Source organism: Kitasatospora sp. NPDC101235 (assembly GCF_044767505.1).
Classification (GTDB): domain Bacteria; phylum Actinomycetota; class Actinomycetes; order Streptomycetales; family Streptomycetaceae; genus Kitasatospora.
This window is the reverse complement of the sequence record NZ_JBIWNZ010000009.1, coordinates 106,927-133,646: the sequence shown is the minus strand read 5'-3', so window position 1 is coordinate 133,646 and position 26,720 is coordinate 106,927. Positions and strand designations below refer to the sequence as shown.

Here is a 26,720-nt window from a genome sequence, read left to right as displayed (position 1 = left end):
AGGGGCCGGGGATCAGCAGCGACCGGCCGGCTCGGAGCGCTCGCAGGTGTTGCGGGCGAAGGTGTTGCCGGCGCCGGTGTCGCGGTCGGCGAGGTCGGCCGGGCCGTTGCCGCTCAGTCGGTTGTCGGTGATCACGGCGCGGGCGTTGGGGGCGCCGACGACGCTCTTGAAGAGGACGATGCCGCCGGAGAAGTCCGAGGTGCCCGTGTTGTCGCGGACCTCGTTGTCGGTCACCCGGGTGTCCTCGGTGCCGGTGAGCACGATCCCGGCGCCCTGCATGGCGCCCAGGCGCGGGTTGGGCGGGCAGAACTTGTTGTTGGCGACGACGGTGTTGCGCCGGACGTCGAGGTCCCCGGCGCGGGGCACGCCTTCGTCGCCGACCACGACGACACCGGCGCAGTTGCCTCTGATCCCGTTGTCCTGGACGGCCAGCCCGCGCAGCCGGCGGACGGTGACGCCGATCCGGTTGCCGGTCAGCCGGTTGCCCTCGACCACGGTGCCGCCGGTGTCGGGAGAACCGCCCTCGCGGTAGGCGTAGTTGGCGAGGAAGACGCCGGACTGGCCGTTGTCGGTCGAGCGGTTGCCGCGGATGACGGCCCGGGTGGACATCTCCTGGCTGATGCCCTGCTGGGCGTTGTCGTGGACGTAGGTGCCGCTGACGGTCAGGCCGGTGGTGCCGCTGGCGTCGATGCCGTTCTTGCGGAAGCCGGCGACGGCGAGGCTGTCGATGGTGATGCCGGACAGCGGGTGCTCCTCGGTGCCGACCACGCAGATGCCGTGCCCGGCGGTGGCGCAGGCGTTCTCGGTGCCGGCCCCGGGGGTGATCACGCTGTCCGCGCCGGAGCCGCGCAGGGTGAGGCCGGGGGTGGTGATGCGGACACTGCCCCGGTAGGTGCCGGGGAGCAGCTGGAGGATGTCGCCGGGCTGGGCGGCGTCGACGGCCCGCTGGATCGACTGGCCGGGCTGGACGAAGTGCAGCCGGTCGCCGATGTCGGCGCGGGCCGCCGGGGCGGCGGCCAGCGCGGCGAGGGCGGTGGTCAGGGCGGTGGCGGCGGCAGTGGCCGCGGCCAGGTGGTGGACCCGTCGCGTGGGCATGGGCGGTGACCTGTTTCTTTCGGCGCGCACGGAATACGTGCTGGTGTCGTGGTCTCCCGCACGGTCCAGCGGTGTGGGCTGACGCGCTGTGCGCGGGCGGTGACGGCTGGTGGGTGCGGCCGTGTCGACCGTATGGGCGGCCGGGTGGGCCCGCCACCAGAGCTGGGCTGCGGGACTGACGGCGCGTCGACCGGAGGCGGGTCGCTCGGCGTGGCGCGGTGGTGGACGGTCGGGCGTGGCGTGCGACGGGTGGCCGGGGTGGCGCGGGGGCGGGTGGTCGGGCGCGTCGGGCGCGTCGGGCGGCGCCGGGCGGCGGCTCGGCGGTCCGGGTCAGCCGGCGGCCGGGGCCTGCTGCCCGAGGCGGACGGGCAGCGCCGCGAGGTGCCAGGCGGCCGGGTTCGGGCCGCGCTCGACGGCCTCCGGGCCGACCGCGAGGGCCAGCTGTGGGTACGTCCGCAGCAGCGCGCCGAAGGCGACCACCGCCTCCTGGTGCGCCAGCGCCGCGCCCAGGCAGCGGTGGGTGCCGTGGCCGAAGCCCAGGTGCGCCTCGTGGTGCCCGGCGCGGTCCGGCGTGGCGGCCCGGCAGACGTCCAGGCGCTCCGGCTCGGCATAGGCCCGCGGGTCGTGGTTGGCCCCGGCGAGGATCGGCATCACCGCCTCGCCCTTGCGGACCGGGGTGCTGGCCAGGGTGAGGTCCTCGGTCGCGTAGCGCGGCACCCCGCCGATGGTCGGACCGCACCAGCGCATCAGCTCGTCGACGGCTGCGGGCAGCAGGCCCGGATCCGCCCGGACCAGCGCCAGCTGTTCGGGGTGGGCGAGCAGCGCGGCCGTGCCGTTGCCGATCAGGATGGCGGTGGTCTCGTGGCCGGCCACGATCAGGTTGAGGATCAGCGAGACGGTCTCCACCGGAGTCAGGGTGTCGCCCTCCGCAGCGGCCAGCCGGGAGAGCAGGCCCTCGGCCGGTTCGGCCCCGCAGCGCTCGACCAGCTCGCGGGCGGCGGCCACCATGGCGCGCAGTGCCTCGTCCAGGCCGGGCCCGGCGCCCCGGCCGAGGTAGGAGCTCCACTGGCGCCACTGCGGGCGGTCGGACTCGGGGATGCCGAGCAGTTCGCAGATCACCGTGACGGGCAACCGGTAGGCGAAGTTCGCGACCAGGTCGACCACGCCGTCCGGGCCGGCGTGCTCGGGCAGCGCCCGGGCGTACTCCTCGGCGAGCCGTTCGATCCGGGGCCGCAGCCGCTCCACCGCGCCGGCCGTGAAGGCGGGGTGCACCAGACCGCGCATCCGGCGGTGCCGGGCGCCGTCCGCGCCGAAGATCCCGGCGCGCAGGTACTCCGCACACTCGGGCGGCATGCCACGGGCGCGCCAGACCTGCTCGGTGCGGTGCGCGGGGAGGGCTGCAGCGGCCTCGTCCGCCGTGCCGGCCGCGGTGGCGAGGACGGCGGGGACGGCGAGGCCGCCCGGGGTGGCGGGGCTCCCGGCTGTGACGGGGCCGTCGGCGGTGACGGGGCCGTTCACGGCGTTCACGTCGTTGACGAAGCGCGGGTCGGACAGCACCGTGCGGACGTCCTGGTAGCGGACGGCGATCCAGAACGGCTCCACGCCGGGGATGGTGGCGCGGGCGAGCGGGGCACGCTCGCGCAGCTCGGCGAAGGCGGTGAAGGGGTCGCGGATCAGGTGGTCGGCACGCAGGTCGACGGTCTCGACCGGTTCGACGGTGGTCACGGCTGCCTCCTCAGGAGTCGCGAGGTCCGACTGGTCATGGATCGTGACGGAGACGGGTGGCGCGAGCCCCGGTTTCCGGGCCGGATTCACTCGATCGAGCACAGAGGATCGTTTCCTCCGGTCGGCGGATGATCGTTTTCTCCGGTTCGTCGCAATCCGGACCTCCGGGACCAGGACCGGCCCGCCCGACGCCCGGGTCCGGGTGCGTGGCATGCTCGGGGCCATGACCACCGCGCCCCTACCGCCCGTCGCCGCCGTCCGCAACCCGATCGGCGCCCACGTCCCGGTGGCCGGTCGCGGGCTGGCCGGCACCGGCCTGGCGTACGCGGGCCGGGTCGGCGCGGAGACGGTGCAGGTGTTCGTGGCCAACCCGCGCGGCTGGGCCACTCCCCCGGGCAACCCCGCCCAGGACGAGGAGTTCCGCGCCGCCTGCGCCGGCCAGGGCATCCCGGCCTGGGTGCACGCCCCGTACCTGATCAACTTCGGCTCGGACAACCCGGCCACCCGCGAGCGCTCGGCCGACTCGCTGCGGCACTCGCTGCGCCGCGGCCACGCCATCGGCGCGCTCGGCGTCGTCCTGCACACCGGCTCGGCGGTGGGCGCCGCGCCCGGCGGCGGCTCGCGCCGGGCCGAGGCGATGGCGCAGGTCCGGTCGGACGTCCGGCCGCTGCTGGAGGAGCTGGACGGGCTGGGCGACGACGCGCCGTGGCTGCTGCTGGAACCGACGGCGGGCCAGGGCAGCTCGCTCTGCTCGCGGCTGGAGGAGCTGGCCGAGTACGTCGAGGCGCTGGACCATCACCCGAAGGTGGGAGTTTGCCTGGACACCTGCCACGCCTTCGCGGCCGGGCACGACCTGGCGGAGCCGGGCGGGGTGACGGCCGCGTTGGACGCCCTGGCCGCCGCGGCCGGTCCGGGCCGGCTGCGGCTGATCCACGCCAACGACTCCGAGGACGTCGTCGGCGCCCGCAAGGACCGGCACGCCAACATCGGCGCCGGGATGATCGGCTCCGAGCCGTTCCGCGAGCTGTTCGAGCACCCGGAGACGGCCGGGGTGCCCCTGGTGGTGGAGACCCCGGACCGCAAGCACGGCGGGGACGGCACCGGGCACGCGATGGACATCGCGGTGCTGAAGGAACTGCGGGACCGGGCGACGGTCCGGGCCCGGGGAGGCGGGCGGCGCCCGGAGGCGGCGCGGGAGCCGTCCGGCGCGGGACAGTCGTGAGCCCGGGGGCCGACGGACGGCCTCCGGGCTCCGGTGCCGAGGGGATCAGCAGCCGCAGTCGCTCTCGCTGTGCTCGGCGAAGTTGAGCCAGGTGGCGTGCGGGCCGACCAGGCCGACGCCCGCGGAGCCGGACTCCAGGCTCTGCCCCTCCGACTGCGTCGGACCGAAGCCCCCCGCCATGGCCGAGGTCGGGACCGCCACCACGGCACCGGCCACGGCGACGATCACGGCGAGCTTGCGGATCTTCCCACGAAGCGACATCTGATGTCCTTATTGGTTCGTCTCTGGTCCTCAACCCGCGCCCCGACCGGCCGGTTCGGCCGCCCGACGGGCCGGGCGGCGCCCCACCGGGGAGGCGCCGCGCCCACGTTTGCACACGAACGCGCACCTTCGGGCGCGCGCCGCAACCGGGCTGAGGCATTCGGGTGAAGCAACTCCCCCAGCCGGACGAACCTGGGCGCACATCCGTGAATCCGGTCGAACTGCCGGGCGGGGGGCACCGGACGAGTGCCCGTCCGGGCGCCCCGTGACCGCAAGACTTGCGGTGATGAACCGGGCGAACTGAACAAATCCCGTCGATTTGGCGCAAGGTACCACCCGGTCCGAGCATGAACGGTGGCTCCAGGGCGCTCCACCGAACGCGCGCAGGAGCAGGAGCAGCACCACGAAAGGCGCACCACCCTCATGCAGACCAGTCCCGCCGCACCCCGGCAGGCGGCCCGACCGAGCGGCCCGGAGACCCCGGCGCAGGTCGGCTCCCCGCCCGCCGGCTCCGCACCGGTCGGCCCTACGCCGCAGAAGACCGGCCGCCGCTTCGGGCTGGTGACCGCCACCGCCCTGGTGATGGGCAACATCATCGGCGGCGGCATCTTCATGATCCCGGCCGCCGTGGCCCCGTTCGGGACGGTCAGCCTGGTCGCCTTCGCGGTGCTCACCGTGGGCGCGATCGCGCTGGCGCTGGTCTTCGGGCAGCTGGCCCGCCGCAGCCCGCGCACCGGCGGGCCGTACGTCTACGCCCGTGAAGCCTTCGGGGACTTCGCCGGATTCCTGTCGGCCTGGTCGTACTGGATCACCACCTGGGTCAGCAACGCCGCCCTCGCCGTGGCCGCCGTCGGGTACCTGGACGTGCTGCTGCCGCTCCACCACTCCATCCCGCTGGAGATCACCGCCGCACTGGCCTTCCAGTGGCTGCCCGCGCTGGCCAACCTGGCCGGCACCCGCTACATCGGGGTGGTCCAACTCGTCTCCACCGTACTGAAGTTCATCCCGTTGCTGCTGGTCTCGGTGGGCGGCCTGTTCTTCTTCGACCCGAAGAACCTCGGGCCCTTCGACGCCAGCGGCCAGGGCTGGGCGGGCGGGATGAGCGCCGCCGCGGCGATCCTGCTGTTCAGCTACCTGGGTGTGGAGTCGGCCGCGATGAGCGCCGGCAAGGTCCGCGACCCGGAGCGCAACGTCGGCCGGGCCAGCGTGCTCGGCACCACCGGTGCGGCGGTGGTCTACCTGCTCGGCACGATCGCGGTGTTCGGCACCGTGGCGCACCAGCAGCTCGTCCACTCCGCCGCGCCGTTCTCGGACGCCGTGGACGCCATGTTCGGCGGCACCTGGGGCGGCACGGTGATCGCCGTCGCCGCGCTGGTCTCGATGACCGGCGCCCTCAACGGCTGGACCCTGCTCTCCGCCCAGGCCCCGTACGCGGCCGCCAAGGACGGCCTGTTCCCGGCGGCCTTCGGCAAGGAGCGGCGCGGGGTGCCGACCTTCGGCGTGCTGGTCAGCGTGGCGCTGGCCTCGGCGCTGACCGTGCTCAACTTCGCCAGCGGGGCGAAGGGCGCCTTCGACATGCTGGTGCTGGTCACCACCTTCACCGCCACCGTGCCGTACCTGCTCTCCACCGCCGCCCAGCTGTACTGGCTGGTGCGCGGGGCCGGCGAGAAGGTCGACCGCGGGCGGCTGGTGCGCGACGCCGTCCTCGGCCTGGGCGCCTTCGGCTTCTCGCTCTGGCTGCTCGCCGGGGCCGGCTACGCCGCCGTCTACCAGGGAGTCCTGTTCCTGTTCGCGGGCATCCTGGTCTACGTCTGGATGGCGGGCCGCCGCCGCGACTGAATCCCCGGCGGCAGCCGGATGCCCGGGGGCCATCCCGTGAACCCCCTCAAATCGCCGTGAATCTCGCGAACCACCGTGACGTGCGCCGGACTTGTCCGGTGCACGTCCGATGTGCACGAGGATTTCACTTCCCGGATCTACCCGCGTAGGTGACCGGGTCGCCACACTGGCGCACGCAATTCAGCAGTTCATCCGATCTGATGATGGAGCGTCCGCCATGGCCCCCTCCGCACCCGCGCGCCGATTCCTGTCCTGCATACCGGCCGCCGCCGCCCTCGCCGCCGTGACCGTGGTCACTGCCGGGACCCCTGCCCAAGCCGCCCTGCCGACCCCGATCTCCGCAGCCACCGCCCGCAGCTACCTCGCCGCGATGCCCGCCACCGCGGAGACCCACGGCGACACCTACGACCGCACGCTGTTCCCGGCCTGGATCACCATCAGCGGCACCTGCGACACCCGCGAGTGGATCGTCAAGCGGGACGGCAGCAATGTCGCCACCGACACCTCCTGCAAGGCCACCAGCGGCAACTGGTCCTCGCCCTACGACAACGCGACCACCACCAACGCCTCCTCCTTCGACGTCGACCACCTGGTGCCGCTCTCCGAGGCCTGGGCCTCCGGCGCCTGGGCCTGGACCACCTCCCAGCGCCAGGCCTTCGCCAACGACGTCACCCGCCCCCAGCTGCTGCTGGTCTCCGCGAGCAGCAACCGCTCCAAGGGCGACCGCGACCCGGCCGAGTGGCTCCCCCAGGCCTCCTACCGCTGCACCTACGCCCGCGCCTGGGTGCAGGTGAAGCAGTACTACGGCCTGAGCGTGGACAGCGCCGAGAAGAGCGCACTCACCGGCATCCTCAACAACTGCTGAACCCGGCGGCCCCTGCGGCCCGGCGCTCACCCCGCGCCGGGCCGCAGTGCCGTGCGCATCGGACCGGTCAGTCGGTCGAGTCCGGCGGGAAGGCGACCGGGTAGGCCTCGGCGAAGTCGGCCGAGCGGGAAACCGCACGCCACCTGGTGTCCTCCGCCAGGAGTTGCCGGTCCATGGCGATCGAGCCCTCGGCCGCGTTGACCCCGAGCGGCAGGTGATGGGGGATGTCACGCCGCTTGGCCACCCGGACCAGGATCTCGGCGGCACGGACCGGGTCGCCCGCGGCGCCGTCGCCGCCCTGGCGCAGCCGCCTGTTCACGGCGCCGACCGTCTCGTCGTAGGCCTCCGGAACGTCGTGGACGACCATCGAGGCGCCGGCCCAGTCCGTGCGGAAGCCGCTGGGTTCGACCACCAGCACCCGCACGCCGAACGGCGCGGTCTCGGCGCGCAGCACCCGGCTGAACCCGTCGATGGCGAACTTCGCGGCCTGGTACGAGGCGATGCCCGGGGAGCCGCCGACCCGCCCGCCCATCGAGGAGAACTGCACGACCAGTCCGCCCCGCTGCTCGCGCAGCAGCGGGAGCGCGGCCTTGGTGACGTGGTAGACGCCCCAGAAGTTGGTTTCGAACTGGGCGCGGAAGTCGGCGTCCTCGGTGGTCTCGATCGGCGAGACGTTGGCGTAGCCGGCGTTGTTCACCAGCACGTCGATCCGGCCGAAGGCGGCGTGCGCCTCGGCGAGGGCCGCACGGGCGGCCGCCGGATCGGTGACGTCCAGCGCGATCGGGCGGATGCGGTCACCGAACTCCTCGGCAAGATCGGCGAGTTGCTCGGGCCGGCGGGCGGTCGCGGCCACCCGGTCGCCGGCTGAGAGCGCGGCACGGACCAGGGCGCGGCCGAAGCCGCGTGAGCTGCCGGTGATGAACCAGGTCTGTTCCTTGTTCCGCTCCATGCCGCTAGTAAAACACCGTTGCGTTATTAGTGCAACGGCGTTGCGATATTACGGCAACGCCGTTGCCCTACCATGGGCGAGTGGATGACGCATCGGAGTTCCAGCGCGCACGCTCGCCCGAGGCCAAGCGCCGGCGCGAGGCCGCGATCCTGGCGGCGGCCCGGTCGCTCGGCGCCGAGCACGGCATCAGGGACGTCACCCTGACCGACATCGCCGCCGCGGTGGGGATGCACAAGTCGGCGCTGCTGCGGTACTTCGAGACCCGCGAGGAGATCTTCCTGCGGCTGACCGCCGAGGGCTGGGCGGAGTGGTCGGACGCGCTGACCGCGCGGCTGCGGGAGAGCGCGGATCCGGGCCCGGCCACCGTGGCCCGGGCGTTCGCCACCACCCTCGCGGCCCGCGGCATGTTCTGCGACCTGCTCGCCCACGCCCCGCTGAACCTCGAACGCAACGTCTCGCTCGCCGCGGTACGCGACTTCAAGCTCGCCACGCACGCCGCCCGCGAACCGATCGGCGCCGCCGTCCGCGAGCAGCTGCCCGCACTGGACGAGCAGGACGTCGTCGACCTGGTCGCCACCGCCGTCTCACTGGCCGGTGCCATGTGGCAGATCGCGAACCCGGGCAGCGAGGTCGCCGCCCTCTACCGCACCGATCCCCGGCTGGCCCACGCCGTCATCGAGGTCGAACCCCGGCTCGCCCGCATCCTGACCGCCACCATCACCGGACTGGCCGCCGGAGCGGGCGAGCCGCGCGCCTGACCCGACCGCCCCGCCCGTACCCGATCCGGTCCACCCGGATGGGTCATCTGACGTGCCGCGTAAGGGATTTGAGCCTACGGTGCGGTGCGAGGGGGTTATCCGAGCGGAAGGCTGTTTCTGGCATGGCTGGCAAATTCGAGCTGTACGTGGACGAGGGCGGCATGCACCGGTTCCGGCTCAAGGCGAGCAACGGGGCGATCGTGGTGACCGGCGACCCGCAGGAGAGCAAGGACGACTGTCTGAAGAGCATCGAGTCGATCCGCAAGCTCGCGCCGTACGCGGAGCTCAAGGAGACCGCCGGGTCGGTCTGACGGGCGTGCTCCGGAGCGCGGGTCGGTGGTGCAAATCGCCGACCCGCGTTCGTCTGTACGACAGATCCCTTTGGCCGGGTGCATGCCGGATGCGGAGAGAACACTGGCATGCGCGTCGTCATCGTCACCGAATCCTTCCCGCCCGAGGTCAACGGAGTCGCCCACAGCGTGCTGCGGACGGCCGAGCATCTGGTCCGCCGGGGCCACCAGCCCCTTGTCGTCACCCCCGCGCCGGCCCGGGGCGCCGAGTGCCCGCCGGAGGCCTTCGGCGGTGCCGCGGCGGGGGAGATTCCCGTGGTGCGCATCCCGTCGATGCCGCTGCCGGGGTACCCGCAGGTGCGGATCGCCCTGCCCAGTCGGCAGCTGGCGGCCGCGGTCGCCGGACACCGGCCGGACATCGTCCACCTGGCCAGCCCGTTCGTGCTCGGCGCGCGCGCAATGCAGGTCGCGGCGCGGCTCGGGGTGCCCGCCGTGGCCGTGTACCAGACCGACCTGGCCGGGTACGCGCACGCCTACCGGGCCGGGCGCGGGCTCGGGGAGGCCGCCGCCTGGCGGCGGATCCGGGCCGTGCACCGGGCGGCCGCCCGCACCCTGGCGCCCTCCACCCCCGCCGCCCAGGACCTGACCGCGCACGGGGTGCCGCGGGTGCAACAGTGGCCGCGCGGGGTGGACTCGGCGCGGTTCCACCCCCGGCACCGGGACGAGGCACTGCACCGGGCGCTGGCCCCGGGCGGGGAGGTGCTCGTCGGGTACGTCGGACGGCTGGCGCCGGAGAAGCGGGTCGACCTGCTGGCGGCGACCTCGGCGCTGCCCGGGGTGCGGGTGGTGGTCGTCGGCGACGGCCCCTCGGCACCCGGACTGAAAGCCTCGATGCCGGGCGCGGTGTTCCTCGGCCGGCGCACCGGTGACGAGCTGGCGCGCTGCTTCGCGACCCTCGACGTCTTCGTGCACACCGGCCCGTTGGAGACCTTCTGCCAGACCATCCAGGAGGCGATGGCCAGCGGCGTACCGGTGATCGGCCCGGCGGCCGGCGGCCCGCTGGACCTGGTCGCCCACCGCCGCACCGGCCTGCTGGTACCGCCCCGGGACGGCACGGCGGTGGCCCGGGCGGTGGCCGAGCTGGCCGCCGACCCGGCGCGGCGGGCCGCGTACGGGCAGGCCGGCCGGGCCGAGGTGACCGCGCGCACCTGGGAAGCGGTCGGGGACCTGCTGCTGCTGCACTACGCCGAGGTGGTGGCGGAGCACCACGGACGGCCGCTGCCGCCCGCTCCCCCGGCGTCGGCCGAGCCGGTGGCGCCCGTCCTGCCGGAGGAGCTGCCGGCATGACCTCCGTTCCCGACGGCGGGGCGCTGACGATCGTCCGGCTCGCCAACTTCGTCACCCCGGTCTCCGGCGGCCTGCGCACCGCGCTGCGCCACCTGGGCGCCGGGTACCGGGCGGCCGGGCACCGTCCGGTGCTCATCGTCCCCGGCGAGCGGCGCTCCGAGGAGGAGACCGAACAGGGCGTGGTGGCCACCCTGCCCGGCCCCGTGCTGCCGGCCGGCGGCGGCTACCGGCTGCTCACCGACCGGCGGGCGGTGGCCGCCGAACTGACCAGGTTCTCCCCCGACCGCCTGGAGGTGTCCGACCGCACCACGCTGCGCTGGACCGGCGCCTGGGCACGGCGCCACGGGGTGCGCTCGGTGATGGTCTCGCACGAGAGCGCCGCCGGGGTGCTGCGCACCTGGGGCGTACCCGGCCCGCTGGCGGGCGCGGCGGCCGACCGGCTCAACGCGGCCACGGCCCGCGGCTACGACTCGGTGCTCTGTACCACCGACTGGGCGGCGGCGGAGTTCCGGCGGATCGGCACCCCGAACCTGGTCCGGGCCCCGCTGGGAGTGGATCTGGACACGATGCACCCGCTGCCGCCGAGCGCACGGGCAGCCGAGCGGGCACGGTACGCCGCCCCGGAGGAGACGCTGCTGGTGCTCTGCTCCCGGCTCTCGGCGGAGAAACGGCCCGAGCGGGCGATCGAGGCACTCGCCGCCCTACGGGCCCGGCGCAGGCCCGCCGTCCTCGTGGTGGCCGGGACCGGCCCGCTGCGGGAACGGCTGGCGGCCCGGGCCGCACGGCTGCGGCTGCCGGTGCGCTTCCTCGGCCACCTGGGCGGGCGCGCGGAGCTGGCCCGGCTGCTGGGCTGCGCGGACGTGGTGCTCGCGCCCGGCCCGGTGGAGACCTTCGGACTGGCGGCGATGGAGGCGCTGGCCTGCGGGACCCCGGTGGCGGTCAGCCACTCCTCCGCACTGCCCGGCCTGGTCGGGCCAGCCGGGGTGGCGGCCGCCGACACCGGTAGCGGATTCGCCTCCGCGGTAGGGCAGTTGCTGGAACGGCCGGAGGAACTGCGACGGGCCGCCGCCCGGGCGCAGGCCGAACGGTACGGCTGGCCGGCGGCGGTGACGGCGTTCCTGGCGGCACACGGCGTGCGCAACGACGAGGCGGTGGACGGGGGTCGGGACGGGCATGCTGGAAGCCGGACGTGACCGGGCGGCGGAGGAGCGGTCCGCGGCAGGCGAACTGCTGCGCTTCGTTGCGCTCGGGGACTCGCTGACGGAGGGGGTCGGGGACCAGGTCGGCGAGGTCCGGCGCGGCTGGGCCGCCGTCCTCGCCGGCTCACTGGCGCCCGCAGGACGGGACGTCGAGTTCACCAACCTGGCGTACAGCGGGGCACTCACCACGGATCTGACGCACCGTCAACTACCTGCGGCGCTGGCGCTGCGGCCACAGCTGGCGGCGGTGGTGGTCGGCGGCAACGACACGCTGCGCACGGGCTTCGACATCCGCCGCACCACGCTGGAGCTGGACGCCACGATGGGCGAACTGTCCGGCCACGGAGCCAGGCTGCTCACCGCCTGCCTGCCCGACCCGGGCAGCCTGCTCCGGCTCCCGGCACCGCTCGCCCGTCCACTGGCACGCCGGATGCGGGCGGTCAACGCCGTGGTGCACGCCCTCACCGAACGCCACCGGGCGGTGCACCTGCACATCGCCGAGCTGCCGTGGCCGGCGGAGCGCCGACTGCTGAGCGTGGACCGCCTGCACCCCAGCGCCGAGGGCCACCACCTGATCGCCCGGCGGTTCCACGACCTGCTCACCGAAGCCGGCCACCCGCTCGGCTCGCCCCCGACCGCCGCCCCGGCCGAACCACCACCGGGCCTGGCCGCCGACCTCTGGTGGATGGCCACCCAGGGCACCCGCTGGCTCGCCGCCCGCAGCACCGACCTACTGCCGGGCCTGCTCGTGCTGGCCGCCGCGGAGGGCGTGGCCCGGCTGCGCGGCGGAAGCGGGAGGCACGACGAGCAGATGGCGCGGGCCGCGGCGCAGGCGCTGGCCTCGCTGGGGTGAGCGGTGCGCTGGAACGGTGACGGGCGGGCCGGGCCCGCCCGGGCAGCGGGGCCGCCCAGGCAGCGGGGGTGACGGGGCCGCCGGGGTGGCGGGCCCGCCGGGACGCCGGGGCGACGGCTCCACGGCGGTGGCTGAGACAGCCGCGCCGGCGAGCCTGCCGGAGCGACGAGGCGGTGGGACGGCGGGGACCGGGGGTCGCCCGATCGTGGTGATCGGCGGTGCCGCCGTGCGGGAACCATCCGGGTGGCCCGGGTTGTCGTGTCCGGGGAGAGCGTGACGGAGGGAGCCGGGGTGGAGAGCACGAGCACGGTCGGGCGGGAGGTTCTGGCGGCGGCGGGGGTGCTGTTCCCGGACGGGGCGGGGCGGGTGCTGGTGGTGCGGCTGCCGTACGACCGGAGGCATCCGGTGGCGATCCCGGGCGGCGGGTGGGAGCCGGCGGACCGGTCGCCCCGGGAGACCGCCCTGCGGGAGGTCCGCGAGGAACTGGGCTTCACGCCCCGGCTGGGGCCACTGGCCTGCGTGGACTGGGCGCTGCTGCGCGAGGGCGACCGGCCGATCGTCGCGTACCTGTACTGGGCCGAGCCGCTGACGGCCGAACAGGCGGCGGCGTTCCGGCCGGACACGGCGGAGGTCGGCGGCTGGACCTGGCTGACGCCGGAGCAGGCCGGGCACGCACTGCCACCGCGGCTGTCGCGCCGGGTGACGGCCTGTCTGCGGGCCCCGCGCGAAGCCGGGCCGCTGGAGCTGGAGGACAGCCGACCGGCCGGGCACACGCTCGGGCGGCTGCCCGCCGACGGGCCGGTGCCCGAGTACGCCGGACTGGCCGCGGCACCGGGCCTGACGCCGTCGGCCGAGGAGCCGCCGGAGCCACCCATGGACCGGGAGACCTACTACGCCACCCGGCCGCGCATCCGGGCGAAGGCGCGGGCGCTGTTCACCGACGCCGCCGGCCGGGTGCTGCTGGTGCGGCTGCGGCCGTGGGACGGGCCGCGCGGACAGGTGCCGCACTGGACGCTGCCGGGCGGCGGGGTCGAGGCGGACCGGGAGATGCCCCGGGCGGCGGCCCGGCGGGAGATCCGCGAGGAGCTCGGCTGGGAGGTCGAGCCGGGGCCGCTGCTGGCGCTGGACTGGCAGCCCGGCGCGGCGGCCGACCCGGAGGCGGACCCGGCGACCGGCCGGGACACCGCCGTCCTGGTGTACGTGTTCGACGGGGGCACGGTGACGGAGCGGATGCTCGGCTCGATCGCGCTGCCGGAGGAGGAGCTGGTGGAGTGGCGGCTCTGCGATCCGGCCGAGGCGCGGGCGCTGCTGACCGGCCCGTCCTGGGACCGTACGGCCGCCGCGCTGACCGCCCGGGGGCGGTCGGGCGGGCCGGTCGAGTTGGTGCGCGGGCGGACCGTGGGACCGGACCTGCCGCAGGGCTGAGACCGGGCCTCCGGCCTGCCGGGCGGCGAGGTCCGCCGGACGAGGCCCCGCGGCGTCTGATCCGCCGCCGGCGCCTCGTCCGGGCCCCTGAGCGTCCGAGTGCCTGAGCGCCGGAGCGGCGCATCAGGGCAGTGAGTCAGGGCAGTGCGTCAGACTTCCAGGTCGGCCTCGATCCTGGTCAGCTGGTGGCGGGCCATCGCCAGGTTGGCGCGCGACTTGTCCAGCGCGAGGTAGAGGAACAGGCCCTTGCCGGTGCGGCCAGTCAGCGGGCGGATCAGGTGGTACTGGCTGGTCAGGGTGATCAGGATGTCCTCGATCCCGTCCTGGAGGCCGAGCATGTCCATGGTGCGCATCTTGGCGCGCACCACGTCGGTGTTGCCGGCGGCGGCGACGTTGAGGTCCAGGCCGCCAGGGCCGTCGAGGGTGGCCAGCGCCATGCCGCTGTTGTAGTCCACCAGGGCCGCGCCGATGGCGCCCTCGATGCTGGTCATGGCCTGCTTGAGTGCGCCGGCTGCGTCGGTCATCTTGGTAACTCTCTTTCGGTGGTGGGCGGTTCAGGGTTCACGTGGTACGGCGACGCGGTGGAGTCGCGGCTGGTCCGGGTCAGACCGCGTCGCGCGGCTCCTTGGGCACGAGGGCGTCGTTGAGCAGTGCCGCGATGCGCTGCGCGCTGCGGCGGGCCTCCAGGTGCAGCCGGCCGACGTTGACGTCCGGGTGCGCCAGCAGGGTCAGCACACAGCTGCCGCCGGCCGCGTAGGTGGCGACGTAGCCGTTCTCGCCGCGCACCAGCGACTCGCGGAACTCGCCCTGGCCGGTGGTGTCGGCGAGCCGCTGGGCCAGTGAGAGCGAGGCCGCCGTCATCGCGGCGAGGCCGGAGGGCTCGGTGCCATGGGTGTCGTGTGCGACCAACAGGCCGTCCACGCTGGCGACCAGGCCACCCGCGAGGTGCGGGACGCGGTGTTTGACGGCGCGCAGTTCGGCGAGCAACTCGGCCTCCAAGGCGATCAGTTGTCTCCTTCCGACACGCTGCTTGAGCGCCCGCCTCATGGCCGGAACGGCGGGGTCGCGGGCGGGGAGTCGGTCAAAGTCGGGCCTCCAGAAGGTCTCGGATCCGGGTCAGCAGCGCGATGTCCGGGTCGGGGACGGTCAGCGGGTGGGCCGCTGCCGTGGTGGGCGGGTGTTCGGAGCGTGTGGGGGCGTCGGTTCCGGCGGGGGCGTCGGTTCCGGCGGGGGCGTCGGTTCCGGCGGGGCTTTCGGCCCTGGGCCGGGCTGCGGCCGGGGCAGCCGTGACCGGGGCGCCGGGGAGTCCGGCACCCCGGAGACTGGCGCCGGGGACCCGGCGGTGCAGCCCTCCGGCCGGTCCACTCTCGGCCGGTGGGGGAACTTCGGCCGCCGGAGCGGCCGTCGGCGGAACATCGGGCACCGGGGCCGCCGTCGGCGCGTTTGGCGGGCGCAGGGCGTCCAGCAGTCCGACGGCGGCCAGCCGTCGGATGTCGGCCGTCACGCCGAAGCCGGAGCGGCCGAGCAACCGGGCCAGGTCCGCCGGGGTCCTGTGGCCGTCGGCGTGGTCCAGCAGCTCGCGGCGCCGGCGGCCGCACGGACGGCGGGACGGCCGACGGCCGTGCTCCGCCGGACGGACGGGAGCGGTGTCGAGCTGCGCCCACGGCCAGATCCCGTCGAGCAGCTGCCGACGGCGTTCGACCTCGCGGCGGATCCGGGCCGGGTCGACCTCCGCGACCGGTCCGAGCCAGTGCCGGGCCCCGGCCTCGAACCTCCAGACACCGCCGGACGGGTCGGCGAGGACGAAGAACGCGGCATCGAACAGCGTTCCCAGGTGGCCGAGTTCGAGCTCTCCCCGGGTGATCAGCCGACGTTCGACCAGCGCCTCGCCGACCTCCGACCGCGGGCCGTGGACCCGGAGCAGCTCCGCCCAGTCCTCGGGGGCGATCCGGCCGCAGCCGATGAGCAGGTCGGCCAGGCCGGGCGCCCGGGAGGACTCGGCGGCGGTCACCTGTCCGTCAACCAGGTGGAGGCTGCCGAGCGGTCCGTGCAGGGCGCCGGTGGCGCGCCGGTCGGCGAGCAGGGCGAGCGCCTCGCCCGGGGTCCTCGGGGTGGCGGCCCCCGCCGGGGGCGGAGGCGCGGTGCCGGTTGCGGCGGTCACGCGCTCACCCCAGCACCAGTTCCTCGGCGAGCGCCTGGAGGCGGAAGCGGGCGACGGCGAGGTTGCCCTGCTCGCGGTCCAGCCAGAGGTGCAGGACGAGCCTGCTGTCGAAGACGGTGTCGATGAAGCGGATCAGGTGGTAACTGCGGCCGGCGGTGACGATGATGTCCTCCAGCGGGGCCCGCCGGTCCTCCGCCACGGTGAAGGTCTGGCTCTCAACGGCCGCCCGCACCAGGTCGGTTGCCTCGGCGGCGGAGGTCTCGTGCTCTCCGGTCGGACTGTCTCCGAGGCTGCCGAGGGCGAGCCCGCTGCTCCAGTCGACCAGGCTCGCGGCTCGGGCCCCGGCGATCGCCATCGCTCCGGAGAGGCATTCGTCGATACCGGGCACACCGGCTCCTTCGCGGGGTCTGGGCGGTCGGACGCAGCGCGACGCCGACCGGTTCACCACCAGCAGTGGCTAGGTCGACACGGAAGGCTACTGCCGCATTCCATATGACGAACACTCCAATGGCATATTCACACCAATGGCGCCCAGTTCCAGCCAATCTATGACGGTGCATCAGCCCCGAGGACCCGGCAGTGCCACCGGCGGACCAGGAGGGTTGGAGTGGCGTTCACCGGCCACCTGGCACGAGACCTTGGCCGATACCGGGCCGTGCAGGAGGGTTTCGGGACCGGATGTGCGATATGAGGGCGCAGCCATGGACGGCGGGGGCCGGCACCGGCGGCAGGTGCGGAGTCCGGACACGACGAAGGGGCCCGTTCCACTGGATGGAACGAGCCCCTTCGGTTGGAGCGCCAGGCCCGGGTCGCACGGACTCTCCCTACTGAAAGTAGGGCGTGCTCTGGTAGCACCGCTGACGCCTGTTCGAGATTCCGTTTCCCGGAAGATCACTTCCTCTCGACACGAAGAACACTAGCAGGTCATCACGCCTGGTCAGAAATCGCGGCCGGAGCCCCGGAACGGACCGGGACGGTCAGCCCAGCAACGCCCGGTAGCCCTCGATCAGGGCGGTGAGCCCGAGCCCGAAGGCCCGGTCGGCACGCTCGCGCCCGGCGGGGACGGCGTCCAGGGCGTCGGCCAGCCGCGGGGTGACGGCGCGGTCGACGGCGTCGACCATGACGTCCGGGGCGACCAGGTCCAGCGCCGAGCCCAGGATGAAGCTCTCCAGGGCGGTGATCAGGCCCATCACGTCCTGCGCGGCGAAGCCCGCGTCCTCCAGGGTGGCGACGGCCCGCTCGTACAGCTCGTGCATGAACGATTCGGCAAGCGGCGCGGTGGCGAGCAGCCGGACGATGCCGGGGTGTTCGGCAAAGGCGTCCCGGTAGGCGTGCGCCCAGGTGCACAGCGCCGCGTCCCAGGACTGGTCCCACATCGACTGCTCACCGATCGTGCGCACCAGCTCGGCGCGCATCAGGGCGACGATCTCGGCCCGGCCGGCCACGTGGTGGTAGAGCGCGGAGGGGCTTACCTTGAGCGCACCGGCCAGGGCGGGGATGGTGAGGTCCCCCGCCTCGTCGACCAGCCGCAACGCGGTGTCCACGATGCGCTGCCGGTCCAGTAGGGGTGTGCGCGGCCTGGGCATGCCCGGCTCCTCACCTTCGGGTCGCCGAGCGGCCCGTCGGCCCCGACAGACCAAGATCGTCGTTATCCAAGCGTTACTGAACGGCTTTCAGTAAAACTCTTCCGCACCCGCCGGTGCCGCGCCTACGGTAACCGAACCCCATTCGGTTAGGCAGGCCGCGCACCCGTCGGCCTGCCCTGCCCCGGAGAGGACGCACACCCCCGTATGCGCGCCGAAACGATCTTCACCGGCGGCCGGATCCACACCGGAGACCCCGCCCTCCCCCGCACCCACGCCCTCGCTGTCAGCGCGGGGCGGATCGCCGCCCTCGGCGACGCCGCCCTCGCCCTGCGCGACGGAGGCACCGAGACCGTCGACCTCGACGGCGGCGCCCTGCTGCCCTCCTTCGGCGACGGCCACGTCCACCCGCTGCTCGGCGGCATCGGCCTGCGCGGCGTGCCGGTACGCGACTGCACCAGCCTGGAGCAGGTCGTGGCGGCCGTCCGCGACTGGGCGCAGCGGCACCCCGAGGCCGAGTGGATCACCGGCGACGCCGTGAACCCGTGGCTGGCCGAGGGCGGGCTGTTCGACGCCCGGCTGCTCGACGCCGCCGTCCCGGACCGGCCGGTGCTGCTGCGCACCATGGACCACCACACCGGCTGGGCCAACAGCGAGGCGCTGCGCCGGGCCGGGTACGGGCCGGACACGCCCGAGCCGGTGGGCGGTGAGATCGTCCGCCGGCCGGACGGCAGCCCGCTCGGCACCCTGCGCGAGTTCGGTGCGCTCAACCCCGTCCTCGCACTCGTCCCGCCGCCGCCGTTGGCCGGACAGGTCGCCGCGCTGCGGGAGAGCACCGCCGCGCTCGCGGCCGCCGGGCTCACCTGGCTCCAGGACGCCTGGGTCGAGGCCGCGCAGGTGGACACCTGGCTGGCGGCCGTCGCCGAGGAGGACCTGCCGGTCCGGGCCGGGCTCGCCCTGCTGCTCGAACCGGACGGCTGGCGCGCGCGGCTCCCCCGGCTGGCCGCCGACCGCGACCGGGTCGCGGCCGCCGGGCGCGGGCGGCTCAGCGCACGGGCGGTCAAGTTCTTCGCCGACGGCGTCATCGAGTCCGGGACGGCCGCGCTGCTGGAGCCGTACAGCGACTGCCCGCACTCCCACGGCGTCGCCAACTGGACCGGCGCCGAACTGGCGGAGGCCGTCACCGCCGTCGACGCGCTGGGTTTCCAGCCGCACATCCACGCCATCGGCGACCGCGGCGTGCGGATCGCGCTGGACGCCGTCGAGGCCGCTACCCGTCGCAACGGGGCGCGCCCCCGCCGGCCGGTGATCGCGCACGTCCAGCTGGTCCACCCGGACGACCTGCCGCGCTTCGCCGAGCTCGGCGTGATCGCCAACTTCGAGCCGCTGTGGGCGCAGACCGACCCCCTGATGACCGAGCTCACCCTGCCCCGGATCGGCCCGGAGCGCGGCTCCCGGCAGTACCGGATCGCCGCCCTGCTGCGCGGTGGCGCCCGGGTCTCCTTCGGCAGCGACTGGCCGGTCACCCGCTACGAGCCGCTGGCCGGGCTGGCCACCGCCGTCACCCGGCAGACCGCGGACGGCCTGCCGGACGGCGGCTGGCTGCCCGAGGAACGGATCGGGCTCACCGAGGCGCTGGCGGCGTACTCGGCGGGCGTGGCGCACCAGGCCTTCGAGGAGGCCGAGTGGGGTGTGCTGCGGCCGGGCATGCGCGCCGATCTGGTGCACCTGGCCACCGATCCGTACGCGGTGCCGGCCGGTGAACTGGCCTCGATCGAGGTGGCCGGCACCTGGCTCGGCGGGCGGCGCACCCACGGTGGCCCGCCCGGTGGCGGCGACCGCTCGACGCGCTGAAGCGACGCGACTGCCCGCCCTGACGGACTTCCCGGCCCGTTCCGGCCGTCCCCCACGGCGGCCGTGCCTCGTTCCCCCGGTCAGTGGCCGACGCGTGTCCGCCGCCGACCGCCCCACCCTCGTTCGTACGACCCCAGGAGAGCTCCCCCATGAACCTGCCCTCCGACGCGGCCTCCTCCTCCGCCCTCCGTCCCCCCGACCGCGCCCCCGGCTCCGCCGCTGCTGCCGGTCCTGCCGCCTCCCCGGGCTCCTCGGCTTCCCCGGCCGCCCCGGCCGCCCCGGCCGCCCCGGGCTCCTCCGGCGGTCTGGGACGCGGTGTGCTGGGCACCGGTGACATCGTCTTCTTCGTCGTGGCCGCCGCCGCACCGCTGACCGTGATGGCCGGCGTGGCGCCGTTCGCGATCTCCTTCGGCGGCATCGGCGCGCCGGTCGCCTACCTGGCCACCGGCGTGGTGCTGGCGCTCTTCGCGGTCGGGTTCACCGCCATGACCGCACACGTCCGCAACGCCGGTGCCTTCTACGCCTACGTCACCCGCGGCCTCGGCCGGGCGGCCGGGCTGGGCACGGCGCTGCTCGCGGTGCTCTCGTACAACGCGATCCAGATCGGCATGTTCGGGGCCTTCGGGTTCTTCGCCCACACGACGGCCGCCGATCTGCTCGGGCTGGACCTGCCCTGGCCGGTCTGGGCGCTGCTCGGGGTCGCGGTGGTCTGGTTCCTCGGCTTCCGCTCGATAGACCTCGGTGCCAAGGTGCTCGGGGCGCTGCTGATCGCCGAGACCGGAATCCTGCTGCTGCTCGCGGTGGCGGTGCTGGTCAAGGGCGGGGCGCACGGGCTGAGCCTGTCCTCGTTCGCCCCGGAGCACGTGTTCTCCGGTGGGATGGGCGGGGTGCTGGGGCTCTCCTTCGCCGCCTTCATCGGTTTCGAGGCCACCGCGATCTACCGCGAGGAGGCCCGGCAGCCGCACCGCACCGTGCCGCGCGCGACCTACGCCGCGATCGCCTTCCTCGGCCTCTTCTACACCTTCGTCACCTGGATGATCGTGCAGGCCTTCGGTGACACCGAAGCCGTCGCGACCGCCACCGCCGACCCGGCCGGGATGTTCTTCACCGCGATGACCGACTACGTCGGCGGCTGGGCGACGGACGTGCAGCGGGTGCTGATCGTCACCAGCCTGCTCGCGGCGCTGCTCGCCTTCCACAACACCATCACCCGGTACGGCTACGCGCTGGCCACCGAGCAGGCCGCTCCGGCCGCGCTCGGCCGGATCCACCCGCGCCACGGTTCGCCGTGGATCGGCGGCATCGCGCAGTCGGTGCTGGCGGCGGCGGCCGTCGGGGTGGCGGCGCTGATCGGGGCGGACCCGTACAACCAGTTCTTCCTCTGGGTGAACTCACCCGGGGTGGTTGGCATCCTGGTGCTCCAGGCGCTGGCCGGTCTCGCCGTGTTCGCCTTCTTCCGCCGCAACCGGGCGGCCGCCGCGAGCACCGGGGTGTTCCGTACCGTCGTGGCGCCGCTCGCCGCCACCGTGCTGCTGTGCGGGGCCACGGCGCTGGTGGTGTGGCGGCTCGACCTGTTCACCGGCGCCGGCCCGGAGGTCAACTGGCCGCTGGTCGCGATCGTGCCGGTGGTGTTCCTGACCGGCGTCGGGATCGCCCTGCGGCTGCGGGCCCGGCGGCCGGAGGTCTACGCGCGGCTCGGGACGACCGAGGTCGACGCGGGCTGATCGGCGGCACGCGGCCCGGTGACACACGGCGCCGGATGTGACGAACCGGGCCCGGGGCCGGTGACGGCCCGGCCCCGGTGACGGCCGATCCCTGGCGACGGCCAGGCTCCTCCTCCGCCCGCTCAGGCCTGGCCGACGGCTTCGGCGAGGAGCCGGTAGGAGTCGAGCAGCGCGGTGCGGTCGTAGGTGCTGGTGGTGACCAGGAACTCGTCCGCCCCGCTGCGCTCGACCAGCGCCGCCAGCTCGGCGGCGGCATGCTCCGGGGTGCCCGCGATGTGGCCCTTGAGCGACTGCTCGTACGCGGCCCGCTCCCGGGCGGTCATCTCCCGGGAGCGGATCTCGGCGGCGGGGGCCAGTGGTGGGAACTCGCCATGGGTGCGGGAGTACGCACCGGACCAGGCCTCCGGGACGAGCAGCTCGCGCGCCCGCTCGGCCGTGTCGGCGACCGCCACCGTGCCCGAGACCACCACGTACGGCTCGGCGGCCTGCGCGGAGGGGCGGAACCGGGTGCTGTATCGGTCGATCGCCGCCAGCATCCGCTCCTCCCCGCGCGCGGCGGCGATCACCAGCGGCAGCCCGGCGTCGGCGGCCAAGTCGGCGCCCGCGCCGGTGGCCAGGACGAAGGCCGGGACGTGCAGGCCCTCGGCCGGCCGGGCGTGGACTCCGCGGTGCACCTGCTGCGAACCGTCGAAGTAGCCGAGCAGTTCGGCCAGCTGGGCACCGAACTCGTCCGCGGCGTCCTTCTCCCGCCCGAGCGCGCGCCGCACACCGTCGGTGAAGCCCACCGAGCGCCCGAGCCCCATGTCGATCCGCCCCGGGAACAGCGCGGCCAGCACCCCGAACTGCTCGGCCACCACCAGCGGCTGATGGTTGGGCAGCATCACCCCGCCGGTGCCGACCCGGATGCGCGTGGTGGCCGCCGCCACCGCCGCGGCGAGCACGGTGGGCGCCGATCCGGCCACCCCCGGCACGCCGTGGTGCTCGGAGACCCAGAACCGGTGGTAGCCGAGCCGCTCCGCCTCGCGGGCGAAGGCCACCGTGTGCCGCAGTGCCTCGGCCGGCTCCTCGCCCTGTCTGGTCCGGGAGCGGTCGAGCACGGAAAGCCTGGTCCTGGGCGCGGCGCTGGTCACGTCGGTGGACAACGCCCGCCTGCCGTGCGGGCATTCCCCGCACCGCCCGGGGCCGAGACCGACGGCCGGCGATCAGGCGCCCGCCCCGGGTATTCGGCCCCGACGGGTGTCCGCGGCCTCGGCCTCGCGACTCACCGCAGCGTCGGCCTTGCGGCCGCCCACAGCCTCGGCCTTGCGGCGATCCGTGGTCTTCGCCTTGCGGCGGCCCCAGGGCTTGTACACCGACAGCACCACGTTGAACAGGTAGAGCGTCAGCGCCACCGCCGGGACGATCACCGTGTTGTAGCGGACGAAGCCGAGGTCCGCCACCGTGATCGGGCCGGTCGGATGCGCGTCCGCCACCCGCACCGCATCGTGCAGCCGATCGGTGAGGGCGAGGACGGAGGCCGTCATCGCCCCGAGCGTCAGCCAGAACTTCGTGCTCACCCAGTAGTACCGGAACAGCCCCCAGGACGTGCCGAGCCCGAGCGCCACCCCGCTCAGGAAGGTGAGCAGGCTCAGCGGCAGGATCAGCGCGTCACCGAGCAGCCCCATCGCCCGGTAGGCGGTGCGGAGCCGGTCGGCGTCCCCGGTGGTCAGCGCCGTCACGCCCAGGGTGAGCAGGCAGAGCATCAGCGCCAGCCAGCTCACCGAGGCGACGACGTGCAGGGCGACCAGCGGTTTGCGCACCGCCGGCCGCAGGCGCCGGCCGGCGGACGCCGGTGCCGCCGGCCGCCGTGGCGTCGGTGCGGACGCCACGACGGCGCCGGTGGGCGAGCGCACGGGTACCTCCTTCGAGTCGGGGTCACGAGGACGGCCCCAGGCTCTCCCGTCCGCGCCTCATCCGGCATCTGACGGTGGAAGTAACCTCGCCTACTCCCGGGCGAGTACGCGCCCCCGGCAACCGCCGAACCTCGCCTCCCCCGGGAGTAGCACCGGAATCAGTCGGTCACCGCGAACCCCTGCGCCGTGCCCAGCCGGTGCAGCGAGGCCTGGCCGGGGATCCCGTCCGCCGCCCCCGCCTGGTACCCGCAGCGGCGTTGCCAGGCCGCGTACGCGGAGACCGTCCGGCTGCCGAACGATCCATCCACCCACCGCTGTTCGAGCAGCCCCTCGTCCACGAGCGCCTGCTCCACTATCGCCACCTCGGCGCCGTAGGTCAGGTGCCCCTGCTCGGCCCCCGGGTCGGTCCGGGCCGCCGCGATCACGTGGGACACCGAGACCGTCCGCTGCCCGGGCAGGTAGCCGAGCAGCCGGCGCAGCGAGCCCTCGCCCGGGACGCCGTCCGCCGCCTGCCCGGAGTAGCCCAGGCTCCCCTGGTAGTCCGCGTAGTTCTCGGTGTCCGCGTCCGTCCAGTTCGGGCTCGGGCCGGAGAGGTAGTGATCGCCGAAGCCGTGCGAGACCAGCGCCCGCCCGACCGCCGTCACCTGGTAGCCCTGGGCGCCGTAGCCGTACGGCAGACCGTTGATGCTGACCTGGTAGCGGGCGGGCGTGTCCGGGGGGACCGGGTGCTGCTGCGAGGGCGGGGTGCCCGGGGAGCCGGCCCCGGCCGTCAGGTCGGGCCAGGAGCCGGGGTCGGTGTGGTCGTTGTACGGCACGTGGGCGTGCGCGTACCAGCCGCCGCGGGTCTCCCAGACCTGTTCGTCGCGGTGGCTGGAGAAGTCGGTCGGACGGCCCATCGGCCAGGCGTCGGGCACGCCCCAGGAGGCGATCCAGGCGTGGATCCGGTCCCAGCCCGCGCACGGGGTGTCGACCAGCCGCGCGTAGACGCCGCCCTGGTAGCGGCAGTAGGGGAAGAACACCGCCTCGATCTGGATCACCACCCGCCCGGCCCGGTTGGTGCGGGTCGGGCTCTCGGCGGGGCTGAGCAGGCTCTTCGAGCGGGAGTCGGCCGGGAACAGCTGTGCCGTGCGACCGCTGAACGGGTCCCAGACCAGGTGCGGCGCGCTGCCGGCGCCGCTGCCGGTGAAGTAACCGACCAGGTTCGCGTAGGGGACCCAGTCCTGCGGTGCGGCGGCGGTCGCGTTGCGGTCCCAGGTGATGTGGGCGATGGCCTTCGGCGGGTACTGCTGATCGGCCGGCGCGTGGTCGCCGAGGTCGTGGACCTCGGCACCGGGCAGCCACAGTTCGGGCATGGTGGGCTCCTCCGAACGGCGTGAGGGCATCACCTCCGGTATCGGCAGGTCCGGCTCGCGGATTGACCCCTATGGCGTAACTTCCCGGCAGTGAACCACCCACGCCCGCCCGGCCGTTCGACTCCACAGGGGGCATTCGCCCCTGCGTGCGATTCGGGCGCCCGTGCGGGGGCGGGCGGTCGTGCGGATGGGGGCGCATTCCACCCCGCCGGGCCCTCGCTGTCAATCGTTGACATCAAAAGTGGTCTAGTCCACGGTAGTCCGGCGGACCGGCACCAGCCCGCGCCCTGGCCTTCCCTGTGCGCCCAACTGGCGGCCGTGGAACCGAATCTGACGATTCGATGGAGAAACCCGCACCATGCAAAGAGTCTGCCTCGCCCTGCCCACCATGCGGCCCTGCCCCGACACCATCGCGGAACTCGCCGAGGAGGCGGCCTACGCCGTCGCGAACTTCGGGGTCGAGGTGCACCTCCTCATCCTCGACACCACCGACGCCGTCGAGTTCGCGGAGAACGCGGGCGCCGTGGCCGCACTGGAGCCCACTCCCGGCGTGGTCGTCCATCACCTCGGCGAGGCGCAGCAGCGGGAGTTCCTGCGCCGGGTGGCCGAGCGCTCCGGCGCCGCCGACCCCGAGCTGCTGCTCGACCTGATGCTCCCGCGGGCCGTCGCTTACGGCTCCTGCGTCAACCGGCTCTTCCTGGGCGCGGCCGCCCTGGGCTGCACCTCGGCGCACCTGCGCAACGACGACGCCGACTTCCAGGTCATCGACGGTCAGAAGATCTTCCCGATCCACCACGAGCTGCTCTCGATCGGCCGGCCGGCCGGCGAGGCGGTGGCCGGCGTGTCCCGCTCCGAGCTCGACCCGGCCGACGCGGACAAGCCCGTGATGCTGGTCAGCGGCTCCTTCATCGGCGAACTCAACGTGGACATCGGCGAGATCCACGAGCTGGACCCGGCCGTCTACCGCGACGTGGTGCGCCTGTGGACCCCGCCGGTGTGGTCGGAGGAGGAGCGGGACGCGATGGTGGACGTCTCCTTCAAGGGCGCGGGCTCCGAGCCGTTCAGCGCCGACGACTCCGCCCTCGGCGTGCCCGACATCTGGGACGTCTACATGTGCAACATCGCCCTGGACCACCGGGCCTACGAGGTGCTGCCGCTGCTGCCCTCGACCGAGACCATCGGCAGCGACTACGCCCTGCTGCACGCCCTGGTCCACTCCCGGCTGCCCGGCGTGACCCACAACCGTCACATCGTCAACTACTACACGCCCGAGCGCCGCACCGGCGCCGGCTTCATCTCCTACCAGATGCGGTTCGTCAAGTTCCTGCTCTCGATGCTGTACCTGTACCCGGTCTACGGCGGGATGATCGACCTCGGCCGCGGGCTGCTGGACGAGCGGCACGGGCTGAAGGTCGAGCCGATCCTCGACCTGGTGCGGGGCAGCGTCGACTGGGACCGGTCCGGGAACGTGCACTGCCTGGACGTCCTGGACCGCTCCTACCGCAAGCTGGGCGGCAAGTACGCCGAGCTCGCGGACGTGGTGGCCGGGCAGCGGCAGCAGCTCCTGGACGAGGCGCAGCAGGACACCGAGCGCTGGGCGGTGCTGATGGGAGCCTGGGCTGCGCTGGTGGCCGCCGCCCGTGCGGAGGGGCTCCACGTCGGCGCGCAGGGGACGGCCGGGTGAGCGAGGACCTCCGGATCCGGCGCTTGGAGGACGGCGACTGGGACGCCGTGGTCGCCCTGGAGCACGCCGCCTACGCGGCCGACGGCCTGTCCGAGGGCCGGGAGGCGCTGAAGTCCCGCGCACTCGGCTCGCCGGAGACCTGCTTCGTGCTGGAGCAGCACGGCGCGGTGCACGGCTACCTGCTGAGCCTGCCGTACCCGCCCCTGCGCTGCCCGGACCTCGCCCGGCCGGAGGAGACGGCGTACGAGTCGGCCAACCTGCACGTGCACGACCTGGTGATCGCCGAGGAGCTGCGCGGACGGGACGTCGCGCTGGGCTTCATGCGGCACTTCCGGGAGCGGGCGAGCGAGCAGGGGTACGAGCGGATCTCGATGGTCGCGGTGCGCGGGGCCGACATCCTGCTGCGGCTGCTCGGCTACCGGGCGCACCGGGAGGTGCCGGTACCCGCCTGCTACGGGCGGCGGGCGGTGTACATGTCCATGCCGGTCAGTTGAGCGGCCCGCCCGCTCCCACACCGGCCCTGCGCTGACCTGCACCGCCCTGCGCCGACCTGCGCCGGTCCTCGACAGATGATCACTCGTTCGGCCCAGCTCCGACGGCGACGCTCACCCCATCGGGTGAAGCTGTTGGCGGGCTGCGTCC

At 74.3% G+C, this 26,720-nt stretch carries 25 protein-coding genes; 13 read left to right on the top strand and 12 right to left on the bottom strand.

What is annotated here, in order from left to right:
* Positions 1-12 precede the first annotated feature (12 nt).
* Both ACIRRH_RS17555 and ACIRRH_RS17550 read right to left on the bottom strand, forming a co-directional pair.
* Entirely contained in the window at positions 13-1,095 is a 1,083-nt protein-coding gene (locus ACIRRH_RS17555; RefSeq protein WP_403067643.1) for a nitrous oxide reductase family maturation protein NosD, read from the bottom strand.
* Positions 1,096-1,425: 330 nt separating this feature from the next.
* A complete protein-coding gene (locus tag ACIRRH_RS17550) occupies positions 1,426-2,820 on the bottom strand; it encodes a cytochrome P450 (RefSeq protein ID WP_403067641.1) in 1,395 nt (464 codons plus the stop codon).
* Positions 2,821-3,043: 223 nt separating this feature from the next.
* Between ACIRRH_RS17550 and ACIRRH_RS17545 the strand changes: the two genes are divergently transcribed.
* Entirely contained in the window at positions 3,044-4,042 is a 999-nt protein-coding gene (locus ACIRRH_RS17545; RefSeq protein ID WP_403067639.1) for a deoxyribonuclease IV, read from the top strand.
* 45 nt (positions 4,043-4,087) lie between these two features.
* Here ACIRRH_RS17545 and ACIRRH_RS17540 read toward each other — a convergent pair whose 3' ends face one another.
* Positions 4,088-4,303 carry a hypothetical protein gene (locus ACIRRH_RS17540; protein WP_403067637.1) on the bottom strand — a complete coding sequence of 72 codons (216 nt, stop codon included), beginning with the start codon at positions 4,301-4,303 and terminating at the stop codon, positions 4,088-4,090.
* A 423-nt stretch (positions 4,304-4,726) separates the two neighbouring features.
* Here ACIRRH_RS17540 and ACIRRH_RS17535 point away from each other — a divergent pair, with 423 nt between their 5' ends.
* Together ACIRRH_RS17535 and ACIRRH_RS17530 are read left to right on the top strand one after the other, a co-directional pair.
* The gene (locus ACIRRH_RS17535; RefSeq protein ID WP_403067635.1) at positions 4,727-6,142 is read left to right on the top strand and encodes an amino acid permease; all 1,416 of its coding nucleotides are present in this window, start codon (positions 4,727-4,729) and stop codon (positions 6,140-6,142) included.
* Between the two features lie 217 nt (positions 6,143-6,359).
* Complete coding sequence (locus ACIRRH_RS17530) at positions 6,360-7,007, top strand: HNH endonuclease family protein (protein WP_403067633.1); 648 nt, start codon at positions 6,360-6,362, stop codon at positions 7,005-7,007.
* A 67-nt stretch (positions 7,008-7,074) separates the two neighbouring features.
* On the opposite strand, the gene ACIRRH_RS17525 is transcribed toward ACIRRH_RS17530, so the two are convergent.
* A complete protein-coding gene (locus ACIRRH_RS17525; protein ID WP_403067631.1) occupies positions 7,075-7,956 on the bottom strand; it encodes an SDR family NAD(P)-dependent oxidoreductase in 882 nt (293 codons plus the stop codon).
* Between the two features lie 80 nt (positions 7,957-8,036).
* On the opposite strand from ACIRRH_RS17525, the gene ACIRRH_RS17520 reads away from it, so the two are divergent.
* From ACIRRH_RS17520 to ACIRRH_RS17495, 6 genes are all read left to right on the top strand, one after another.
* Positions 8,037-8,714, top strand: a complete 678-nt coding sequence (locus ACIRRH_RS17520) for a TetR family transcriptional regulator (protein WP_403067629.1) — start codon at positions 8,037-8,039, stop codon at positions 8,712-8,714.
* Between the two features lie 122 nt (positions 8,715-8,836).
* Positions 8,837-9,025 (top strand): DUF1508 domain-containing protein, encoded by a 189-nt coding sequence (locus tag ACIRRH_RS17515; RefSeq protein ID WP_224283924.1) that lies wholly within the window; start codon positions 8,837-8,839, stop codon positions 9,023-9,025.
* Between the two features lie 108 nt (positions 9,026-9,133).
* On the top strand, positions 9,134-10,351 hold the full coding sequence (locus tag ACIRRH_RS17510) for a glycosyltransferase family 4 protein (RefSeq protein WP_403067627.1): 1,218 nt from the start codon (positions 9,134-9,136) through the stop codon (positions 10,349-10,351).
* Positions 10,348-11,544 carry a glycosyltransferase gene (locus ACIRRH_RS17505; protein WP_403067625.1) on the top strand — a complete coding sequence of 399 codons (1,197 nt, stop codon included), beginning with the start codon at positions 10,348-10,350 and terminating at the stop codon, positions 11,542-11,544. The genes ACIRRH_RS17510 and ACIRRH_RS17505 overlap by 4 nt, the downstream gene beginning before the upstream one ends.
* Positions 11,525-12,403 carry an SGNH/GDSL hydrolase family protein gene (locus ACIRRH_RS17500; protein WP_403067623.1) on the top strand — a complete coding sequence of 293 codons (879 nt, stop codon included), beginning with the start codon at positions 11,525-11,527 and terminating at the stop codon, positions 12,401-12,403. Before ACIRRH_RS17505 ends, ACIRRH_RS17500 begins: the two co-directional genes overlap by 20 nt.
* 291 nt (positions 12,404-12,694) lie before the next feature.
* Positions 12,695-13,828 carry an NUDIX hydrolase gene (locus ACIRRH_RS17495; protein WP_403067621.1) on the top strand — a complete coding sequence of 378 codons (1,134 nt, stop codon included), beginning with the start codon at positions 12,695-12,697 and terminating at the stop codon, positions 13,826-13,828.
* Between the two features lie 149 nt (positions 13,829-13,977).
* Here the strand turns inward: ACIRRH_RS17495 and ACIRRH_RS17490 are convergent, their stop codons facing one another.
* From ACIRRH_RS17490 to ACIRRH_RS17470, 5 genes are all read right to left on the bottom strand, one after another.
* Positions 13,978-14,352 carry a hypothetical protein gene (locus ACIRRH_RS17490; protein ID WP_403067619.1) on the bottom strand — a complete coding sequence of 125 codons (375 nt, stop codon included), beginning with the start codon at positions 14,350-14,352 and terminating at the stop codon, positions 13,978-13,980.
* A 79-nt stretch (positions 14,353-14,431) separates the two neighbouring features.
* Positions 14,432-14,827 carry a roadblock/LC7 domain-containing protein gene (locus ACIRRH_RS17485; RefSeq protein ID WP_403067617.1) on the bottom strand — a complete coding sequence of 132 codons (396 nt, stop codon included), beginning with the start codon at positions 14,825-14,827 and terminating at the stop codon, positions 14,432-14,434.
* Between the two features lie 82 nt (positions 14,828-14,909).
* Positions 14,910-15,989, bottom strand: coding sequence for a hypothetical protein (locus ACIRRH_RS17480; RefSeq protein WP_403067615.1), 1,080 nt, complete (start codon positions 15,987-15,989; stop codon positions 14,910-14,912).
* Positions 15,990-15,993: 4 nt separating this feature from the next.
* Positions 15,994-16,377 carry a hypothetical protein gene (locus ACIRRH_RS17475; protein ID WP_403067613.1) on the bottom strand — a complete coding sequence of 128 codons (384 nt, stop codon included), beginning with the start codon at positions 16,375-16,377 and terminating at the stop codon, positions 15,994-15,996.
* Positions 16,378-16,966: 589 nt separating this feature from the next.
* Entirely contained in the window at positions 16,967-17,575 is a 609-nt protein-coding gene (locus tag ACIRRH_RS17470; RefSeq protein ID WP_403067611.1) for a TetR/AcrR family transcriptional regulator C-terminal domain-containing protein, read from the bottom strand.
* Between the two features lie 204 nt (positions 17,576-17,779).
* Between ACIRRH_RS17470 and ACIRRH_RS17465 the strand changes: the two genes are divergently transcribed.
* Entirely contained in the window at positions 17,780-19,426 is a 1,647-nt protein-coding gene (locus ACIRRH_RS17465) for an amidohydrolase (RefSeq protein ID WP_403067609.1), read from the top strand.
* A 149-nt stretch (positions 19,427-19,575) separates the two neighbouring features.
* Positions 19,576-21,150: an APC family permease gene (locus ACIRRH_RS17460; protein WP_403067607.1), complete on the top strand. Its 1,575-nt coding sequence runs from the start codon at positions 19,576-19,578 to the stop codon at positions 21,148-21,150.
* 122 nt (positions 21,151-21,272) lie between these two features.
* Here ACIRRH_RS17460 and ACIRRH_RS17455 read toward each other — a convergent pair whose 3' ends face one another.
* The 3 genes from ACIRRH_RS17455 to ACIRRH_RS17445 form a co-directional block, all read right to left on the bottom strand.
* Positions 21,273-22,280 (bottom strand): MsnO8 family LLM class oxidoreductase, encoded by a 1,008-nt coding sequence (locus ACIRRH_RS17455; RefSeq protein ID WP_403067939.1) that lies wholly within the window; start codon positions 22,278-22,280, stop codon positions 21,273-21,275.
* Between the two features lie 72 nt (positions 22,281-22,352).
* A complete protein-coding gene (locus ACIRRH_RS17450; protein ID WP_403067605.1) occupies positions 22,353-23,042 on the bottom strand; it encodes a DUF2269 domain-containing protein in 690 nt (229 codons plus the stop codon).
* A 158-nt stretch (positions 23,043-23,200) separates the two neighbouring features.
* Positions 23,201-24,394 (bottom strand): peptidoglycan-binding protein, encoded by a 1,194-nt coding sequence (locus ACIRRH_RS17445; protein WP_403067603.1) that lies wholly within the window; start codon positions 24,392-24,394, stop codon positions 23,201-23,203.
* A gap of 358 nt (positions 24,395-24,752) precedes the next feature.
* Between ACIRRH_RS17445 and ACIRRH_RS17440 the strand changes: the two genes are divergently transcribed.
* Positions 24,753-26,078 carry a DUF6271 family protein gene (locus ACIRRH_RS17440; protein WP_403067601.1) on the top strand — a complete coding sequence of 442 codons (1,326 nt, stop codon included), beginning with the start codon at positions 24,753-24,755 and terminating at the stop codon, positions 26,076-26,078.
* The gene (locus tag ACIRRH_RS17435; RefSeq protein WP_403067599.1) at positions 26,075-26,572 is read left to right on the top strand and encodes a GNAT family N-acetyltransferase; all 498 of its coding nucleotides are present in this window, start codon (positions 26,075-26,077) and stop codon (positions 26,570-26,572) included. Before ACIRRH_RS17440 ends, ACIRRH_RS17435 begins: the two co-directional genes overlap by 4 nt.
* Positions 26,573-26,720 lie beyond the last annotated feature (148 nt).

Excerpts from the sequence above, each read along its gene's own strand:
- ACIRRH_RS17555 (WP_403067643.1), bottom strand. The coding sequence starts at position 1,095 with ATGCCCACGCGACGGGTCCACCACCTGGCCGCGGCCACTGCCGCCGCC.
- ACIRRH_RS17545 (WP_403067639.1), top strand. The coding sequence starts at position 3,044 with ATGACCACCGCGCCCCTACCGCCCGTCGCCGCCGTCCGCAACCCGATC.
- ACIRRH_RS17540 (WP_403067637.1), bottom strand. The coding sequence starts at position 4,303 with ATGTCGCTTCGTGGGAAGATCCGCAAGCTCGCCGTGATCGTCGCCGTG.
- ACIRRH_RS17535 (WP_403067635.1), top strand. The coding sequence starts at position 4,727 with ATGCAGACCAGTCCCGCCGCACCCCGGCAGGCGGCCCGACCGAGCGGC.
- ACIRRH_RS17530 (WP_403067633.1), top strand. The coding sequence starts at position 6,360 with ATGGCCCCCTCCGCACCCGCGCGCCGATTCCTGTCCTGCATACCGGCC.
- ACIRRH_RS17525 (WP_403067631.1), bottom strand. The coding sequence starts at position 7,956 with ATGGAGCGGAACAAGGAACAGACCTGGTTCATCACCGGCAGCTCACGC.
- ACIRRH_RS17515 (WP_224283924.1), top strand. The coding sequence starts at position 8,837 with ATGGCTGGCAAATTCGAGCTGTACGTGGACGAGGGCGGCATGCACCGG.
- ACIRRH_RS17510 (WP_403067627.1), top strand. The coding sequence starts at position 9,134 with ATGCGCGTCGTCATCGTCACCGAATCCTTCCCGCCCGAGGTCAACGGA.
- ACIRRH_RS17505 (WP_403067625.1), top strand. The coding sequence starts at position 10,348 with ATGACCTCCGTTCCCGACGGCGGGGCGCTGACGATCGTCCGGCTCGCC.
- ACIRRH_RS17500 (WP_403067623.1), top strand. The coding sequence starts at position 11,525 with ATGCTGGAAGCCGGACGTGACCGGGCGGCGGAGGAGCGGTCCGCGGCA.
- ACIRRH_RS17490 (WP_403067619.1), bottom strand. The coding sequence starts at position 14,352 with ATGACCGACGCAGCCGGCGCACTCAAGCAGGCCATGACCAGCATCGAG.
- ACIRRH_RS17470 (WP_403067611.1), bottom strand. The coding sequence starts at position 17,575 with ATGCCCAGGCCGCGCACACCCCTACTGGACCGGCAGCGCATCGTGGAC.
- ACIRRH_RS17465 (WP_403067609.1), top strand. The coding sequence starts at position 17,780 with ATGCGCGCCGAAACGATCTTCACCGGCGGCCGGATCCACACCGGAGAC.
- ACIRRH_RS17460 (WP_403067607.1), top strand. The coding sequence starts at position 19,576 with ATGAACCTGCCCTCCGACGCGGCCTCCTCCTCCGCCCTCCGTCCCCCC.
- ACIRRH_RS17445 (WP_403067603.1), bottom strand. The coding sequence starts at position 24,394 with ATGCCCGAACTGTGGCTGCCCGGTGCCGAGGTCCACGACCTCGGCGAC.
- ACIRRH_RS17440 (WP_403067601.1), top strand. The coding sequence starts at position 24,753 with ATGCAAAGAGTCTGCCTCGCCCTGCCCACCATGCGGCCCTGCCCCGAC.